Here is a 20,189-nt window from a genome sequence, read left to right on the forward strand (position 1 = left end):
TATGAAAAAAATTGAAGCGATTATCAAGCCCTTTAAACTTGACGATGTGCGTGAAGCCCTTTCTGATGTGGGCATCACGGGCATGACCGTCTCAGAAGTCAAAGGTTTTGGGCGGCAAAAAGGGCACACGGAAATGTACCGCGGGGCAGAATATATGGTAGATTTTCTGCCCAAAGTCAAATTAGACATTGTGGTGCTAGATGAAGATGTTGAGCGCGCCATTGAGGCCATTATCGACAGCGCCCAAACAGGCAAAATTGGCGACGGCAAAATTTTTGTTTATGATGTCGAGCGCGTGGTGCGTATTCGCACAGGGGAAGAGAACGAAGAGGCATTGTAACCGCACTTTGGGTTACGATTTCAGCAGTACAAGTGCTTTTTATAAAATGCCGAACTTGCAAGAACTCGAAAGCCAATAAAAAACCCGCACAAGGCGGGTTTTTTTACATCTAGCTGATTATCAGCCCATACCGTATTTTTTTAATTTTTTGCGCAATGTACCACGGTTAATCCCGAGCATATTCGCCGCGCGTGTTTGGTTGCCACGCGTGTATTGCATCACCATATCCAGCATTGGGTGCTCAACTTCAGAGAGGACCAATTCATAAAGATCATTGACGTCTTGGCCATTGAGTTGTGCCAAATAATTTTTCAATGCTTGCTTAACAGAATCTCTTAGTGGTTTATTTGTAAGTTGAGATTGTGCATTCAACGTCGATACGGTTAATGCTTCTGAATTACTACGTTGTTCTAACATATTCAATTTATTCCATTTAACGATAAAAACTTCTCAATTTGCTAAAATTGAGTCAAAAAACGCGCCTAACGCCGTAAGCTGCACATCAGGGTCACTGATGGCATTAAATTGGCGTTTAAACGTCATGTCAGGCTTAATGTTATCCAAATACCAGCCTACATGCTTGCGCGCTACTCTAAAACCTTTCTGCGCCCCATAAAATTGATGGAGCGCACGGATATGCTCAAGAGCAATTTGACATTTTTCTGCTAAATCAGGCCCACTATGCAATGTACCTGTTTGCAAAAATCTGCCCACTTGATCAAACAGCCAAGGCTGCCCAAGTGCCGCTCGGCCAATCATCACCGCATCTGCCCCAGTGTAATCCAGCACCCATTTGGCCTTTTCAGGCGAGGTGATGTCACCATTGGCAATCACTGGGATACTCACAGCACGTTTCACTGCACGAATATGCTCATATTCCGCTTCACCTTCATACATGCAACTGCGCGTGCGCCCATGAATGGTCACCGCACAAATGCCTGCTTGCTCTGCAATATGCGCAATTTCAAGGCAGTTTCGGTGTGCTTTATCCCAGCCGGTTCGCATTTTTAAGGTGACAGGCACATCCACGGCGCTCACCACTGCCTGCAAAATTGAGGCCACCAACGCAGGGTTTTGCATTAACGCTGACCCCGCTTGTTTACGATTAACCTTTTTTGCAGGGCACCCCATATTGATGTCGATAATCTCCGCCCCCAGCGCCACGCTTTCACGTGCCGCCTGCGCCATTTCTTGCGCTTCGCTACCTGCAATTTGCACCGCATTAATGCCAATTTCAGGGTGATGCGCCACGCGCAAGCGTGATTTATCCGTATGCCAAACATCTCGATTGGCCGACATCATTTCAGAATAGGTCAAACTCGCACCATAGCGCGCGCATAACCGCCTGAAAGGGAGATCAGTGACCCCCGCCATTGGTGCGAGAAAAACGCGATTTAGTAATTGAAATTTTCCAATGCGCATCTCGCCCCACTTAAACAACGCAACTGCGTTAAACCGAACAAGGGCGCTATAATACGCACTTTTTTAGAGATAGGGAAGACTATTTTTTAAGCAAATGCTTTTTTTTTGATCCATATCCAACTTTTGGATCTTTTTTAGCCAATTATGACCGCACTTTGCATACCAAAAGCAAAATTTTTATGGATTAATCGGTTCAGCTTGCCTATAAGCTGCTTAAAATCCGAGCGTTATGGCAAAAAATGAATACAACTTGCCACCGCACTTTGCTCTTGCTGTCTTAAGCCCGTGCGGTGGCATTGCTAAACCTACTTAAGCGTGCGTGCCCACCACACGGCACCACTCACCACGGTTTTTGATTTCATCTATGCGCACATAGTGGCGATAAATTTCCGCGATTTCATCGGCTTGCGTGTCTAAAATGCCCGACAAACACACTTGCCCTTGGGCATCAAGCAAGCTGCCTGCAATTTGCGCTGCCAGCTGACGCAGCGGCTCCGCCAAAATATTGGCAAGTACCACCTGTGCTTGCAATCCAGCTGGCACTTCGCTGGCATGATACAACGTCAAGCGATCTGCCACGCCATTATTTTGCGCATTTTGCAAGCTGGCTTGCAGCGCTTGCGGGTCAATGTCAATCCCGATGGCCGCCTTGGCGCCGAGTTTCAGCGCGGCAATGGCTAAAATGCCCGAGCCGCAACCGAAATCAATCACCGTTTTGCCTGCCAAATCCAGCCCATCAAGCCACTCGAGGCAAAGTGCGGTGGTCGGGTGCGTTCCTGTGCCAAAAGCAAGGCCAGGGTCAAGCATCACGTTGACCGCACTTTCATCTGGCACAGGCAGCCAACTTGGGCAAATCCAAAGCCGTGAGCCAAACGGAATCGGCTTGAAATCTTTCATCCACTCACGCACCCAATCTTTGTCTTCAATCAGCTCAATTTTGTATTGCGTCTGTGCGTTCAACGCGCCTTGTGCCTGTAAATTGGCGACAACCGTCTGCATCGACGTTTGCGCCTCAAACAAGCCAATCACCACCGTGTTGCCCCACAAACGGGTTTCACCTGGCAGCGGCTCAAAAATTGGGCAGTCTTCGCTGTCCATAAACGTGACCGACACCGCCCCTTGCGCTAACAGCGCATCTTCCAGCTGCTCCGCATCGTCTTTGGTGCTTTCAATGCGAATTTGTACCCAAGGCATAATCACTCCCTAATATTTGCAATCTGTTTTCTTTCACCCACTTTATTCGCAATCAGGAATGCAAGCAAGCCCAAAATGAGTGAAGGCACAATGGCGTGGAAGTGAAATAATTTCACACCTGCGGCAGTTAAACCAATGTAGCAGACCATGCCCGTGAGCATAGAGGCAATCGCACCGTAGGCGTTGGCTTTTTCCCAATAAAGCCCCAGCACAATCACCCATAAAAAGGCCGCTTCCAGCCCTCCAAAGGCAAAAATATTTAACCAAATCAACATATCTGGCGGATTTAACGCGGCAAAGATCAGCAACACACTGATCAGCAGCGTAATCACGCTCGAAATGCGCGATAATCGGCGCTGATTGTTCGCCGCTTCAGGTTTTAAAGCAAGGTAAATATCTTTCACAAACACAGAAGACGATTGAATCAGCTGAGAATCAATGGTGGACATAATAGATGCCATCGGCGTGGCTAAGAAAATCCCTGCCACAATCGGCGGTAATACTTGCACCATCAAGGTTGGAATCACCTGATCAGGGATAGTCAAATCTGGAATTAATGCCCGCCCCAGCGCACCAGAAAGGTGCATACCCAGCATAATAATGCCCAGCACCACCGTGCCAATCAGCATGCCGCTATGCAGTGCTTTGCTGTCTTTATATGCCATCGTGCGGATCACGGTATGTGGCAAGCCTACTACCCCAAAACACACTAACACCCAAAACGATGCCATAAATTCAAATCCGAGCATGCCATTTGGCCCATAAGGTGTGGTCAAACTTGGATCAATGCTGTTTAAGGTCGCCATAGCATTTTCAATGCCACCCGTGGCGTAAATCACACCTGAGAGCAAAATCAGCGTGCCTAAAATCATCACCGCCCCTTGCAACGTGTCAGTCAGCACTACCGCACGGAAACCACCGATAAAGGTGTACAACGCCACCGTGAGTGCAAAAATTAACAACGACAATCGATAATTGATGCCTAGCGTAGTTTCCAGCAACCGTGCACCACCTACAAATTGCGCAATCATCGCCACAAAAAAGGCCAGCAGCAACGCCACGCAAGAGATCCAGACCAAAGTGCGGTTTTTGTAGCGATAAAGCAGCAAATCATTGATAGTAAGCGCATTGACTTTGCGCGATAGAATCGCCATTTTCTTGCCCAATACGCCCAGTGCCAGCCACACCGCAGGCAGCTGGATCATCGCCAATAAAATCCAGCCCAAACCAAACTTATACGCCGCACCTGGCCCGCCGACAAAACTGCTGGCGCTGGCATAAGTTGCTGCCGTTGTCATCGCCAACACAAAGCCTGTCATTGAACGGTTGCCCACATAATACTCCGTGAGATAATCGCCACGGCTACGACGCGTGTAGGCATAAATTGCAGCGCCAAATACAAACAGCAAATAAATTACCAGCGGAATAATCATGCCCAAATTATTCATCATGCCCTTCCTTTTCTAACGAAATATCCTGATAAACAATTTTGATCAGCCAATATGCCACCACAATAAAAACCACAGGCAAATACAGGCAGGACAGCTCAAACCACAGCGGAAAATGAAGTGGCCCTTTTGTGTCGGCAGGCAAATACGCACAACAAATCCAGCCGATAAGATAAGCAATTGTGACAATCAAGGCCCACCGTGCCTCCCGTGTGGCTTGATGAAATCGTTGTGATGTATACATCTAACGCTCCTTTCGTTCAGTTAACAAAACGGCGTTGATTATACAGCAGTTTTTGTAGATAAACAGCGCAATCTGCACAATTAAGCACCCGTTTGGGTGACGCAACCGCACTTTTTCTTTTCTCTTTCATTTTTTAATCATCACTATCGCAAGTTCCGCCTTGTAGCATTAAAAGGAGCTGTGCGCACAGCCCCTTTGAAAACCTACGCGCCCTAAGTTCGTCACTGGTTGTGCTGTGGGGTTATTTCACCGTTCGATTTTTTAACTTGCCCACTTACGTGGGCTTCGAACACGAAACAATCTCACTGATACCCCCTACGGCTGCGCACTAGCGGCTCTATAGGGGGCGCAAAACCCCATCACTTATGAGGTTTAAACTCTCAAAGTGCGGTTGGCGAAGAGTGTTTGACCGCACTTTGTTTTTTCAAAATGCAAAATAAAAATTCGACTGAAAATTTAGGCGAAGGCAAAGAAAAAATCATCAGGGGTGCGTTGGGGTCTTGGAGCTTGCGCAAATAAGCCCTCAAGCCGCCAGCGAGCGTAATGACAGCCTCATAAACGCACGCGCACGAACGCCGACACCGACTTTACAAGCACAAAAAACCGCACTTTAAAAGTGCGGTTTTTCTCATATGACTAACAACTAACCATTACTGCTTAGCAGAGATCACCACGCGGCGGTTCGGGCGCAGGCAGTCTTTCAGGGCTTGACCACTTTCGCCATCACAGGCCACCACTTGGTCGGCTTTACCGAAGCCATGGGTAGAGATGTTTTGTGCTGGGAAGCCAAGGTTCGCCATATAGGCTTTCACCGCGTCCGCACGACGTTGTGACAGTTTCAAGTTATAGCTGTCTGAACCCAAACGGTCAGTATAACCGTCCACAGTCACGGCGGTGATACCTTGAGACTTCAAGCCTTCCACCACGGTTTCTACCACTTTTTTACCTTTTGGTGTCAATTTGGCTGAATCAAAGTCAAACAAGAAGTCGCCATTCAATTCATACTGGTTGTTACAGCCTTTAGGATGCCAGAAGAAGGACTGTGCATTCATATCGGTGTCGAACAACACTTTGAATTGGCAGATTTTGTGTACGCCGTTTTGACGGTAGTTGAACACATAATCCCATTCACGCACGCCGAATAAACCTTCTTGGTAGTGTGGGCGACCAATCAAATAATAGAGCTGGTCTTTGTTCATGCCCGATTCAATTTGGCGCACGTTATCCCAGTTTGGCCAAGTGCCGTATTGAGAGCCTGAGAAGTTGACACTCGCGTCTTCAATCTTCGGCCATTTTGGCTCATCGGTTGTGCCGTTCTTTTTCACATCACTTAAGTTGCCGCACGCTGCCACAACGCTGGCTGCCAACAATGGCAAGGCCCATTTTGCTAATTTTTTCATTGCTTTTCCTTATCAAAAGTGACCGCACTTTGTGCAAAGTGCGGTCGGGGTGATTACCATTGATAGCCTACGCCAACGCTGCCGCTGGTGTCGCCTTTCGAGTTAGTCGCACCGTTGAGTTTGATCACAACGTGGCCGCTGTCAGAGATGCGTGAAACACCGACCGCAATCGCATTTTGACCGCGGTGTGTGCCCGCGCCTACTGCCACCATTGAATGGCCTGGCAAGTACGCTTGTGGCAAGCCAGCCGCAGCCATGGCAGAGGCAGTACCAGCGCTCGCGTGTTTGTCAACATCGTTGATGCGTTTGTTCAATGGCGCAACCGCTTGGTTAGCAATCGCTTTCACATCACCAATGTTAGCGGCGTTGTTGTCTTTCGGATTACGATAAGACTTGCCGCTAATGCCACTGGCGATGTTTTTCACTTGGTTGCCGCCCATGTCAACGTTAGCACCATTTTCAACTTTCAAGTTGCCGCCTTTCTTCACGGTGACATCTTTGGCTTCAACACTGTTGAGGCCTTTGAGGTCTTTCGCGAGTTTCACGGTCAACTTAGCGTTTTTGCCGTCTTGGCTGGCCACCACACCGATGTTGCCATCAGTCAGCTCGCCTTTCGCGCCACCCACCACTTTAGTGGTTTGGTTGAGTTTAACAGCAGCTTTGCCTTGGTCGCCTTCGTATTTCACGCCGTCGTTCAAGGTGGCTACTTCTTCAACCTTACCATCTGGTTTGGTGTAAACCACACGAGTTTTGCTTGCGCCATCTTTGCCGTCGTTGCCATCCAAGCCTGGGGCTCCATCTTTCACGCCGATAACTGCGTTAGGATTTTTGCCGTCTTTGCCTGCAGGACCTGTCAAGCCGACAGTACCGTTGGCACCATCAATGGCCACGCCAGTTTTGCCGTCTTTGCCGTTCACCGCCAGTTTGCCATCGGCACCGTCTTTGCCGTCTTTACCTGGGCCACCGATGTTGACATCGTTGCCAAGTGCAAGGTCAACTTTGGTCACGCCGTTTTCAACGGATTTTCTCACGCCGATAGAGCCGTCCGCGCTGCCAAAGTCCACAGTAGATTTTGGTTTAACGGTGGTTTTATCTTCGCCGTTGACGGAGATATCCCAAGAGCCCGCATTTTCAGCGATTTCTTGCACTTTATGCAATTGGCTACCGTTCACAGCATCTTTCGATGTTGGTGAAATATCGCCATCAGCTACGTTGGTGATGACTTTGCTGCCTGCATTGATGCCGTCTTTGCCGACAGAAACCACTTTCTTCGGATCTTTTTCCGTTGGTTTGCCGTCTTTATCAACTGGGCCGAAGGTCACTTTATCAAGGCCTTTCAGGTCTTTCGCCAATTTCACGGTTAATTTCGCGTTGTCGCCATCTTGTGCGGCTACCACGCCGATATTGCCGTCAGCCAGTTTGTCAGCTTCTTTCACGCCACCAACAATGCTGGTGAGTTTGTTCAGCTTAACATTCGCTTCACCTGTGTCGCCTTTATAGGCAATGCCGTCATCCATAGTGGCCACTTGTTTAGGGTCACCGACAGGCTCACCTTTTTCATTTTTCGGTTGATAAGTGATGCGGGTGCCGTTTTTGCCGTCTTTGCCATCATCACCTTTGCCGCCTAAGAAAGCAGGACCTTTGTTGGTGGTGATGTCAGCATTGGCGCCATCTTTACCAGCTACACCAATTGATCCGTCTTTGCCGTTAAGAGCAATGCCCGGTGCGCCGTCTTTGCCGTCAACACCAATCTTGCCATCTTTACCGCCGACCACGATAGAACCGCCGTCTTTGCCGTTAATGGCTACGGTTGTTGTACCGTCTGCACCTTTCACGCCAACAGCACCATCTTTACCGTCTTTGCCGCCAACGGACAGTTCATTGTCAAGGCTGATTTCAAGCGCTTGATGGTCTTTTGATTTTGGATCTTCAGGGTCCGCTTTCACATCAATCACTTTTGTGATTACGCCACCATTTCCGACCACTTCCACAGTGGTGCCGAGATCTTGCTTAATCTCTTTACCATCTTGACCTTTCAAACCAAAGCCACCGCCTTTAGTTGAGTCGGTTACATTGCTGACTGCACTATGGAGGTCTTTAACGTTCACTGCGCTATTGCCTTTGGTAGGGTCTTTCGCAGCATCGGCTAAGTCTTTAGCAAAGTTTTTGCTATCGCCTTTCGGGTCGATGGCGCTGGCTACGTTGGTAATGGTTTTACCACCCGCATTCACGCCGTCTTTGCCGATAGACACTGTGTTTTTCGGATCTTTCGCTGTGCCGTCGTCTTTGGCATTGCCAAACACCACATTATCAAGACCAGAGAGGTTTTTCGCGAGTTTGATAGTCAAATCTGCATTTTCACCTTTCTGTTCAGCCACCACGCCGATATTGTTGTCAGACAATTTATCTTTATCTGCCACGCCACCTGTGATATTGGTGATCTTGTTCAGCTTAACATTGGCTGCACCAACATCGCCTGTATAAGCAAGACCATCATCTAAAGTAGCCACTTGTTTCGGCTCACCCACTGGTTTGCCGTCTTTATCTTTCGGTTGATAAGTAATGCGGGTGCCGTCTTTGCCGTCTTTACCATCATCACCTTTACCACCTAAGAAAGCGTCTCCTTTATCAGTAGTGATGTCAGCATTAGCACCATCTTTGCCATTTAGACCAATCGTGCCCACGCCATCTTTGCCATTAATGGCCACGGCGTCTTTGCCGTCTTTGCCTTTAATGCTGATGCCGTTTGCGCCATCTTTGCCGTCTTTACCGTTTTTGCCGATAACCACAGCACCTTCACCTGGCGTGCCGTCTTCGCCTTTCGGCCCAACAATCACGTTGTCTTTCACATCAACATTGTCAACTTTCAAGTCTTTCGCCATCTTAATGGTGATATTGCCTTCATTGTCAGCAATGGTTTTGATGTTCTCGCCAGAGTATTTATTGTCATCCAGCGTGCCTTCGCCTTTGATAGTAACAGTTTGGCCTAAATCACGGTGGAAGTTGCCAGTATTACCCGCAAACTCAAGGCCTTTCGCCACAATCGCACTGGTTACGCCATCGGTGGCATTTTTCAGGTCTTTCACGTTCACGGCTTTATTCGGGCTAGTTTCAGCCGCATCAGCCAACTGTTTGGCATAATCCTTACCGTTGGCAACGTCACCGATCGCGCTCTTCACGCCGTCAAGGGTTTGTGCGTTGTCTTTGCCGCCTTTGCCCTCGTTGCTCACCAAAGTAGTACCCGCAGGGGTGCTTTCTATTGCATCAGCTCTCGGCAAGCCAGTGGCTGGGTTGATTTCGCTTGGTTTATAGAACTTATCGCCCACTTTCACCAGCGGATTACCATCAGCATCAGTGTACGCCACCGGCAAGCCTGTCACGTCAACGTGATAGGTGTGTTTGTCGCCATCAGTAGTCACTTTGGACACTTTCGTGTTCACGCCGTCCACCACTTGCACAGTGTTGCCGAGTTTCACTGTTTCTGCTGTACCATCATTGGTTTGCAACTTCCAACCTGTATCAATCAAGCCAGTAGTCGCATTTTTCAAATCACCAATATTAGCAGCGTTGGTTAAGGTGTCGCCACTAGCATCAGCCAGTTTAGTATTTTCAGGTAGCCCACTCTTCACATTCGTGATTTGGTTGCCACCGTTGTTTAAGCCGTCTTTGGTCAGGCTCACCGCACTTTGACCATCTTTCGGTGCTTTAGGCGTAATGGTCACACCGTTGCCGTTTTGAACGGTGGTGTTACCGTCCGCATCGGTGGTGGTCACACTAGTTAAGCCAGTCAAGTCTTTAGCCAGTTTCAGGGTTAGTTTGGCGTGTTTCAAATTGTCACCGACTTGCTCTGCCACAACTGCAATATTTTTATCGGTAAAGTCATCTTTGGTTTTACCGTCTTCAATATTGCCTGTCAGTTCAGTCAGTTTATTGAGTTTCACCGCTGCTGTGGTATTGAGATCGCCTTTGTATTTCAAGCCATCGTCCATGGTGGCGACTTCATGCTTACCATCTTTGTCTTCATATACGATGCGGGTCATGTGAGTGCCATCAGCACCATTTACACCAGGTTGACCATTTTCAAGGGTAATATCAGCCTTAGGCGTAACACCGTCAGCGCCAGCTTTACCCGTCAACCCGATAGAGCCGTCTTTACCATTAAGCGCTACGCCAGGTTTGCCGTCCACACCATCTTTGCCAGCCTTGCCATTTTCACCGCCCACAACCACTTTATCCAAGTCTTGCAGCTCTTTGGCGAGTTTCACGATCAGCTCGCCACCGTCATTATCCACGCGGATATTGGCAGCAGAAGCGTCTTTATCGTCAGCCAAAGCGCCTTTGATAGCCAAGGTTTCGTTGAGTTTCTTAGAAATCACATCGCCTTTATTGCCTTGGAATTTCAAGCCATCGTTAAGGGTGGCGACTTCTTCTTTCGTTCCGTTTGGTTTGGTGTAAACAATACGGGTTTGACCATCAGCACCGTTTTGACCATCCTTGCCGTCAAGAGCTGGTTTACCTTTCTCGACTTGAACACTGACTTTGCCATCCGCACCATCTTTACCATCCACGCCGTTGAACACAACAGCATCTTTGGTAATAGTAGTGCCGTCTTTGCCGTTTTCACCTTTCACACCAATACTGCCTGGTTTGCCGTCTTTACCGCCGACTTTGACATCGCCATTCAACGCCACTTCAAGCACTTTAGCATTTGGATCGCTTTCAGTTCCTGCGGTAACGGTTACGCCGTCTTTACCTTTGATTTGGATTTGTTGACCCAACTCTTGTTTAACAGCTTTGCCATTGTCATCGGTCAAGCCAAAGCCACCGTTTTCAGTGCCTTTGATGTCGTTAACCGCACTTTGCAAATCGCCGATATTAGCGGCGTTGGTCAATTCAGGAGCACCTGTAGCAAGGTCTTTCAACGATTTACCATCTAAGCCACTGGCAACATTGCCAATCTTATCGCCACCCACATCTAAGCCGTTGGCTGTGGTGGTGAGCTTGGTTTCGTTGTTGCCATCTTTCAAGTTGATAGATTTAAATTCAACGTCGTCTTTAGTGGCGATGCTGATTTTCTTATCATCTTGAGTAACTTTAATATTCTTACCTGCATCTACTGTCACTGTATTATCAGGTTGAACATTAGCTTTGGTTGTTCCACTCACTTCGCCATCAGACGCAGAAGTGGTTACATTCCAACCTTTTTTCAGCTCAGTGATGTTATTGGTATTAGTGGTCACTTTATCGTTCACACCTTTAACCGCACTTTCAGTCGCTGCACGGTTGGCGTTATCGCCTTCACCGTATTGGTCAGAAGAAGTATCACGCGCTTCAAGACCTGTGATTTTGCCTTTCTCAATCTTCGTGCCTTGCTCACCACCGACTGTGATGTTGCCGTTGGTACCGTCAACTTTCACTTCTTTGTCGCCAGTGCCTGCGGTCACGCTGTTGAGGTCGGTCAAGTCTTTTGCCAGTTTCACAACAAGAGCACCGTCTTCAACATCAACGCGGGTATTCGCGCCAGTGACTTTGTCAGTAGCATTGTCAGTCATGCCACCTTTCACTTGCAAGGTTTGGTTGAGTTTTTTGGCGACTACTTGGGCGGTGTCGTTACCTGTGAATTTGAGGCCATCATTCATAGTAGCCACATCTTCACCGTTGACTTTAAGACGGTCTTTTCCGTTTTGGCCATTCGTACCATCAAGACCATCAGCACCTTTCGCCACGGTCAGTGTGCCGTTAGCGCCGTCTTTGCCTTTCAAGCCGATTGAGCCATCTTTGCCGTCAAGTGCAATAGCAGGTTGACCATCAGCGCCATTGATGCCCATTTTACCTGGCTCACCATCTTTGCCGATTTTTACATCATTGCCCAAACCAACGGTAAATACTTGGTCTTCGTTGGCATCGCCTGTGCGGGTCACGGTCACGCCGTCAGCGCCTTTAAAGTTCACATCTTTACCTGAAGCTACGCCTACTTTAGTAGTAGCATCGCCATCGGATACGGTGAAGCTGTATGCGCTATCGGTGATAGCTTTATCTAATTGATCTTTGTTAACAGCATCAGTGCCTTTAACACCAGGAGCAACGTTTTTAATAACTTTGTTGCCAGCATCAACGCCGTTGGTTTTGGTGATGCTTGGGCCACCAGTGATGGTTACACCGTCTTTATTCACTAAGGTGTCGCCCATTGCTACACTGCCACCATCTGTCAAATCAATATTTTTAGCGAGTTTAACAGCCAAGCCACCAGCGCCATCAGACACAACGCCGATATTTTTCTCGCTCAAATCATCATGATCTGCACCACCTGTTACTGAAACAGCCTCACCTAATTCACGCTTAAATGCGTTCTTAGTTTGTTGACCATCAGTATCATAATCACCTTCAAAATTAAGCCCTTTTTTAACAGCTTCTTTTACAGGTTTCAATTGGCTCACATTCACAGCGTCGGTATCTTTATCACCTTCTGCAACATTAACAATCTTGTTATTGCCGTTATCTAAACCATTATTACTGAGCGTTACATCACCATTAGTACCACCAATAAAGCCTGTTTGTGTTGGTGTACGAACTGCAATTTTATCGCCGTCAGCATTAGTTGAAGTAATGGCACTACCAGTGATTTCAGTAGTTGAACCGTCTGTTGCGACAAATTCAGCGCTGGTCAATTTAGATAACTCTTTAGCCAATTTCACAGTTAACGTGTCAGTGCCATTAGACACCACGCCAATATTGTTATCAGAAAGTTTTTCTTTATCGGTTTGACCACCTACAACTTTGGTTTCTTCACCCAATTTGCGATTGAATTTGTTAGTTTGCTCTTGTGCAACATCACCTGAGAAATCCAAGCCTTTATTTAAAGCCTCAGTATTATTGGCGATATTAGTAACATTCGTGTTGACTTTATCATCCACTGCTTTCACCGCACCTTCGGTTGCTGCGCGAGTAGGATCATTTCCGTAATCGGCAGTTGTGCCAGGTTTGCGATCGTCAAGGCCAGTTACGCTACCTTTAGCCACTTTAGTGCCATTATCGCCACCCACAGTTACGGTGCCGTTAGTGCCGTCAACAGTCACTTTATTGTCACCAGCGCCAAGGGCAACTTTGTCAGCGAGTTTAACCACATATTCCGCACCACCTTCGGCGTTGGCAGTTGTGGATTTTTCAACAGATACGTTGGTATCACCTGCTTTCACAGAAGTTGGTTTACCTTTCGCACCAGCAACAGCCTCATCAAGTTGTGATTTATTCACCGCGTCAGTGCCTTCTGTACCTTTCGCAACATTGGTGATTTTGTTACCACCGTTGTTCAAGCCATCGTCAGTTAACGAAACAGTTTTGTCACCTTCAGTGATAGTCATGCCGTCTTTGTTGATAACGGTTTTATCTGTGCCTGTGCCAAAGGTTGCGCTGGTAAATTCAACCACATCTTTGGTTGCCACAGTGATTTTGCGTGTGGCTTGGGCAAGTTTGATATTTTTACCTGCGTCGATTTCTACCAACTCTTCGGCTTTCACTGGTGTTTCAGCATCGCCTGAAACTTCACCATTAGACGCAGTAGCTTTCAATTTCCAGCCATTTTTCAGCTTAGAAATATCGCCAGTGTTAGTAGTGACTTTATCATCCACCGCTTTCACTGCACCCTCAGTGGCTGCACGGCCCTCATTGTCGCCTGTACCATAATTTGCGTCACCAGGTTTACGTTTTTCAAGGTTCATCACCTTGCCAGTTTCCATATAAGTGTCGCCTGTGGTCACTTTCGGTGTGGTTACGCCTGTGTTGTTGATGGTGGTTGCGCCTGTTTTCACAGAACCCGCATCGGTTAAGTCAAGTGCATTGTTCAAGGCAATTTCAATGCCGCCATCAACCCCTTTGGTGGTGATGTTGCTGCTGCCTTTAACATCGACTTTGTCGCCGAGTTTTTTCGCTTTTGACTCGCCTTCGTTTCCAACAAAGGTTAAGCCTTTATTGTCGACCGCACTTTTCGCGTCCTTGCCATCTTTAATGCCATTTTTGCTGTCTTGTGACAAATCGACTTTCACGGTGCGGCCATCAACGGCTGTAGTCACCGCATCAGAGCCAGCAACGATGTCAAAGCGTTTGTTGTCTTTGTCCACAGTAATGCCAGCGGCTTGAGCTGATGCATCCGCACCCACGGTGAAGTCGGCAAGTTTGCCTTCAGCGATATTTTTCACGTCATTTAACTGACCGCCGTTAACAGCGTCTTTACTGTTTGGAGCAACTGTACCGTCAGCAACATTGGTCACTTTTTTATCGCCAGCGTTCACGCCACCATCTTTGGTTACAGAAGGACCACCAGTGATTGTTACGCCACCTTTATTAATGACAGTGTCACCCATGGTTACGGAGCCACCAGCACCAAGATCAAGGGTTTTCGCCAGCTCAATTTTCAACTCTTCACCCTCGGTTTTGGTGGTAATATTGCTATCAGCACCCACCACTTTGATGGTTTCGTTGAGTTTTTTCGTAACTGGGCTGCCTGACTGACCTTCCAAGCCGAAGGTGGCCGCATCAACTTTTGTTTTAGCGTCTTTGCCTTCTTGAATATCAGCTTTGGTTTTCGCAGATAAATCCACTTTAATATCCGCACCGTTGGTTTGGTCAGTTTTGGTCACGGTTGTGCCGTCGCCATCAACAAAGTTCACCACGTTAGTGGCGGCGATGGTTTTGTTATCCGCGCTATTGGCTTGAACGTCAAAGCTGTAATTGCCTGCTTTTTTCACTTCTTCTTTCAATTGACCTAAATTAACCGCTTGGTCATCAGAAGAGGCGGCAGCCAATTTTGAAATCGGCTTATTCGCCATATCAATGCCACCGCCATTGATCGTTGGGCCGTTTTCGATTGCCACGCTGCCTAATTTGGTGAGGTTTTTCGCCAATTTCACGGTGATTGAACCGCCTGCGTCGCCCACAGTGCCGATGTTGTTGTCGGTCATTTCGGTTGCGCCACCAAGCACAGAAAGGGTATCTTTCGGTGTGCGGGTGATTTCTACACTTGAGTTATCACCTTTGTATTTTTGCGCAGTGCCTTGGATGGCTTTATACACATCACCGCCGTTAACACCATCAGTGGAGTTTTCCGCCACGTTGCCTGAACCCAAGTTTTTAATGGTGTCACCATTCATGGTGATGCCTTCATTATTAATCACAGGGCCGTCAGTGACCGTCACTGACGTAAAGGTTGGGGTTTTGCTGGTGGATACTTTCACTTTGCCGCTATCGTTAGTGATTACAATATTATCACCGTTGACAAACTCTAATTCATTGTGCTCTTTATCAACCGTTTTGACTTTTTCATTATTGACTTTCGCGTCCCAAGACTGAAGTGCGGTATCGGCGACTTTTTTCACGTCGTGCAATTGACCACCATTCACTGCGTCTTTAGAGCCTTCTGCGATGCTGCCATCAGCAACGTTGGTGATTTTATCACCGCCGACATCAAGACCATCTGCGGTTGATGTCAAATCGGTGCTGTTATCGCCATCTTTAATGGTCACTTTTTTGAAGGTTACTTCATCTTTTGTGGCTAGGGTGATGGTTTGATCAGCCAATTTCACCGCCATATTGTCGCCTGCTTGTACCTTCACGGTATCGCCTGCTTTAACGGCTTTTGCATTGGTGGTAGAGGTCACTTGACCTGTGCCTTCGCTGCCAACGTCCACGTTCCAGCCTTTTTGCAGCTTGGTAATGTTGTCGGTATTGGTTTTCACATTGCCCGCCACTTCTTTCACCGCACCTTCCGTTGCTGCACGGCTAGGATCTTTACCATAATCATCAGTCGTACCAGGTTTACGATCTTCAAGACCCGTTACTTTACCGTTTTCTACAACAGTAGTACCTGCAGTCACTTTAGGAGTCGTAACGCCCGTATTGTTGATTACAGTATCACCAGTGGTTACAGAACCATCATTGCCAAGATTAACATCTTTTTTCAAGCTCACTTTCACGCCAGTATCAGTAACTGTCGCAGTCTCAATATTCGTGCCATCACCTTGCACAGCAATGGTTTGATCTAAGTCTTTCTTAACCGCGTCGCCACTGTCTGCGGTTACACCAAATTTGCCCACATTCGGTGTGGCGCCTTTGATGGCTTCGGTCAATTGTTTAACGTTAACTGCATCTGTTTCAGCTTTACCTTCAGCCACATTGGTAATTTTCTTACCGCCCGCATCAATGCCGTTTTTAACAATTTTCGGACCATTGTTGATGGTTACGCCGTCGCCATTAATCATCGTATCACCAAAGACCGCACTTGTTAAGCCAGTCAGATCTTTAGCGAGTTTAACGGTTAAGGTGTCTGTGCCGTTAGAAACAACCCCGATGTTATTATCAGAAAGTGCGGTTTTGTCTTTTTTACCGCCAACCACTTTGGTTTCTGCACCCAATTTGCGATTGAACGTGTTGGTTTGATCTTCGGCAACGTCACCTGAGAAGTTCAAACCTTTCTTAATCGCTTCAGCATTGTTCGTAATATTGGTTGTATTGCCCTCAATCGCAGTTTTATTTTTGGCAATGCCGTCTTTCAACGTTTTGCTGGAGATGGTGTAAGTGCCGTCGCTGCCTAATGCAACGGTAGTGCCGTCTGCGCCAGTAAAATTAACCACATTGTCGGCGTTGGCAGGGTTATATTCCACTTTGTTTGGATCATCTTCGCCGTTGGCTTTGAACGTTAATTTATGAACATCAGCTTTATTGAGTTTGTTGTCAATTTCACCGATTTTATCTTTTGTCTCTTGTTTTAAATCAATTTCAACATCACGATCATTCGCTGTGGTTTCAATACTGCCACCACTTTTACCCTTGATGCCTAGTGTGTCATTACCAGAATTATCATTAAGCTTGATGTCGTTTCCGCTATCAGCATTCACGGTATATGTTGGTATAGTGGCAGGAGTGCTTGCCGTTCCCTGAATGTGGAACGTGTTTGTTTTAGCATCATAACCCACATTGATATGCTCGTCTCCATCAATAGTGAGCGTTTCGCCAAATTTTACTAAGTCAGGGTCACCACTGTTGACGATATTCTGGTTAGATGAGCGGAAATAAGTACCGCCATTGTTAGCGAAACTGTGAAGCTGTGAGCCGTTGATCGCATCGGTTGATGTGGCAGAAATTTCGCCCGCTGCCACATTTTGAATGCGACGCTCAGCCCCCGCTGCCCCCACAGAAACCGCACCATGCGAAGCTGCACCCGCAAAATTGCCATAATCTAAATAAACATTACCACCTCTAGATGCATTAGAACCCCAGTCAGTCGATCCTTGTGGAGAATCAATTGAAACAGACCCCATACTTACCGTACCAGTATCGCCTGCGGTGGTGGTTGTACCAGCAGTACCTTCACTGTTTTTCACTTTAGTGCCCACTTTTTTGCCAGCGGTGACACGTGATTTCGCCCCGAGATAGACAGAATCGCCAACATCTGCGGTCACATTGTTGCCCAACACAAAGGCATTGTCTGCTGTAACAGTGTTATCATTACCCACCGAATAAGAACCTGTGCCAGACACTGTGTTTGGATCACCGATTGCGCCTGATTTCGCGCCTGTCACATTGTTGCCTGTACCGATGGCGATGGATTTTTCGCCTTTCGCTTTCGCACCGTTACCCATCGCGATGGCTGATTCACCTTCGGCGACCGCACTTGTGCCTTGAGCGATAGCGTCAACAGCACCAGTTTTTACATTAGCACCTTGGCCAATAGCCATCGCTCTATCAGCGCCAGTTTCAACATTAGCTTCATGACCTATTGCTTGAGCGCTAGCGGAGTTTACTTTTGAACCAGGTCCCATAGCCGTAGCAAGTTTTGCCGTTTGAGCAGCAAATGCCGTTGCACCTAAAGCAATACTTCCATTGCCTAATGCATTAACTTCGGAGCCGATACCGATAGCATTAGAAACATCAATACCCTTACCTGATCCTGTATTAACAAAGTTACCAATTAAAATGTTCTTAGTATAATTGGCATTTGGTGTTGAACCACCACCTGGAACTGGATCTCCCTCAAAATTAGCAACTTGAGTACCGATCATAATATTGCGATCGGAATTACGTAATCCACCATTAGCTGCCACAATATTACCAATCCCGACATTGTTATCACCAGTATTGCTACGAAGAGCTTTTAGACCCAAACCGATGTTACCGTCGCCATTAACAGCTTGTAGAGCAGAGTTACCAAGGCCAATATTTAAACCAGAGCCATTATCAGGAGCTCTATATAACTTACCGTCATCTGTAGTCGCTCCAGCGCCTGCATTAAGACCTAAGAAAATATTAGAGCGGCTTTCTTGATTATTACGATTCAAGCGCATGCCTGCACCTGCGCCGTTACCGATTGCAATTGTACCGTAGCTAATGCTGTTACTTCCGGCACCTTTACCAATTAGTACGCTAGGAGAACGTTTACCAAAATCTTTAGGAGCATACAAGTCACGTTGCTGCTTAGCCGATGCTTCATTCAGTTTTCCTGCTTCATAGCCAATCGCTACACTATAGTCTTTTTGGGAATTAGATCCTGCATTAGTACCGATATTGACATTATGAGTATTCCAGTTATCTGATTTAATGGCTTTTTCTAATGCTTTATCTTTAAATACACCATTATCTTGGTCCCCTGTAGGAGCACCCGCACCTAAACCCAAGGAAATATTGCGCCCACCATTCGCTACCGCACCTTCGCCGATAGCAACGTTATACATATGGCCTTGATGGGAACGAATGAAATACGTAGTTTCTGCCTCTCCATTCGGTCCGTAATCAGATCCATTACGATCTATATTCAAGAAGCGTTGATATTCTTCTTGGGATTTAAATTTTTGTCCTTTGACAAAGTTAATCGTACCTTTTTTATCTTTTACCGTTACCGTTGCAGGTACAATCGCTTCTGCCCAGTTAGCATCCGCAAGTCCAGCCGAGCTACCGCCACCGATAGCAATCGATCCGTTCGTCGCTGCATGTGCGCTACCGCCGATAGCAATGCCGCCATTTAAAACAGCCGTTGCTGGTACCGCATCCGCACCTGCACCACCGGATACTACGACAGTTTTTTCTGAGCCACTCGGGTTCACTACCATAACATCGTCTGCCATCGCTGTACTGGCTGAAAGTGCGGTTAAGATAGTGGCGAAAACGGCGGAGAGTTTGAATAAGACGCCAGATGATTTTTCAGTTGAAGCGGTTGAGGAGTGAGAGGTCGATTTGACGCCGTTAGAGCGTGCCAGCTCAGAAACAGCCACAAAAGTACCCGTTGCATGATTATAAATACATTTGAAAATCTTATTCATGTGAATTCCTTGTTACACTTTGTTTTATATAGCATTTTATGTTGTAATTGGCAGGCTTTGTATATTGCGCTAAACACAATTACAACTGTGCCAAAATAGTTAATCCGCGTAATTAAAACATAATTTTGAATACAACTCCACCACCTAATCTACAAAAATTGACATCAAAAAAAAAAAACACAATTTATGACAAAACTTGACATAAGTAATTTTTTTATATTTTTTAATCAGTTAAGCCACACTTTTGTCTTTTTTATGCGCGTTTTAGCGATTTTGACGGGAAAAATATTTTACTTTTTATTGACACAGATCATTTTTCACCCACACAGCCGTATTGTGTGGCGAAAAAGTGCGGTTGAACGGCATTTAAACACGGCTTAAAAGTGCGGTTTTACCCACGCGAGCGTACGTTTCAGTTGTAGAAAAATAAGGCTATTCACCCATCGCCTGCTCACTATCAAGATAATCAACAATATTAAATCGACTCGTTGTCATACTTTACCCTTTGTGTTTTATTTTTGCCCAAAGCTGGATAGTGTATTCAATACCCTGCTTCTAAGTGGCATATACGGTGCAGTGGGTAAGAAAAACCTGCGAGCGCAAATATTGGAACGACGATCGTAAATAAAAGCACCCTAAAGAATGCAATGCGCAGAGCAAACAAAGAAGCTGACCGCACTTTGAAAGTGCGGTTAGAGACGTCCAAAGTGCGGTCATCGATACAGGTAAAATTTAGGCATAAAAAAACACCTTGTATCACTACAAGGTGTCTTGTTCGGTAAAACCCGGCGGTGTCCTACTCTCACATGGGGATACCCCACACTACCATCGGCG

At 46.8% G+C, this 20,189-nt stretch carries 8 protein-coding genes; 1 reads left to right on the top strand and 7 read right to left on the bottom strand.

The genetic code is table 11. The features are described from left to right. Nucleotide 1: 1 nt before the first annotated feature. Nucleotides 2-340 (top strand): nitrogen regulatory protein P-II, encoded by a 339-nt coding sequence (glnB, locus tag HPC38_RS10015; RefSeq protein WP_208121139.1) that lies wholly within the window; start codon nt 2-4, stop codon nt 338-340. 120 nt (nt 341-460) lie between these two features. Here glnB and fis read toward each other — a convergent pair whose 3' ends face one another. The 7 genes from fis to HPC38_RS10050 all read right to left on the bottom strand — a co-directional run bounded on the left by fis (nt 461) and on the right by HPC38_RS10050 (nt 19,355). Continuing rightward, entirely contained in the window at nt 461-757 is a 297-nt protein-coding gene (fis, locus tag HPC38_RS10020) for a DNA-binding transcriptional regulator Fis (RefSeq protein WP_208121140.1), read from the bottom strand. Nucleotides 758-790: 33 nt separating this feature from the next. Next, a complete protein-coding gene (gene dusB, locus HPC38_RS10025; protein ID WP_208121141.1) occupies nt 791-1,762 on the bottom strand; it encodes a tRNA dihydrouridine synthase DusB in 972 nt (323 codons plus the stop codon). Nucleotides 1,763-2,071: 309 nt separating this feature from the next. Then, nucleotides 2,072-2,956 carry a 50S ribosomal protein L11 methyltransferase gene (gene prmA / locus HPC38_RS10030; RefSeq protein WP_208121142.1) on the bottom strand — a complete coding sequence of 295 codons (885 nt, stop codon included), beginning with the start codon at nt 2,954-2,956 and terminating at the stop codon, nt 2,072-2,074. A gap of 2 nt (nt 2,957-2,958) precedes the next feature. Beyond that, complete coding sequence (gene panF, locus HPC38_RS10035) at nt 2,959-4,404, bottom strand: sodium/pantothenate symporter (protein WP_208121147.1); 1,446 nt, start codon at nt 4,402-4,404, stop codon at nt 2,959-2,961. Next, complete coding sequence (locus HPC38_RS10040) at nt 4,397-4,648, bottom strand: YhdT family protein (protein WP_208121143.1); 252 nt, start codon at nt 4,646-4,648, stop codon at nt 4,397-4,399. Before HPC38_RS10040 ends, panF begins: the two co-directional genes overlap by 8 nt. A gap of 650 nt (nt 4,649-5,298) precedes the next feature. Then, complete coding sequence (locus HPC38_RS10045) at nt 5,299-6,048, bottom strand: OmpA family protein (RefSeq protein WP_208121144.1); 750 nt, start codon at nt 6,046-6,048, stop codon at nt 5,299-5,301. A 53-nt stretch (nt 6,049-6,101) separates the two neighbouring features. Further along, on the bottom strand, nt 6,102-19,355 hold the full coding sequence (locus HPC38_RS10050; RefSeq protein WP_208121145.1) for a YadA-like family protein: 13,254 nt from the start codon (nt 19,353-19,355) through the stop codon (nt 6,102-6,104). Nucleotides 19,356-20,189: the final 834 nt, after the last annotated feature.

It is taken from the genome of Spirabiliibacterium pneumoniae, assembly GCF_014884995.1.
Classification (GTDB): Bacteria; Pseudomonadota; Gammaproteobacteria; order Enterobacterales; family Pasteurellaceae; genus Spirabiliibacterium; species Spirabiliibacterium pneumoniae.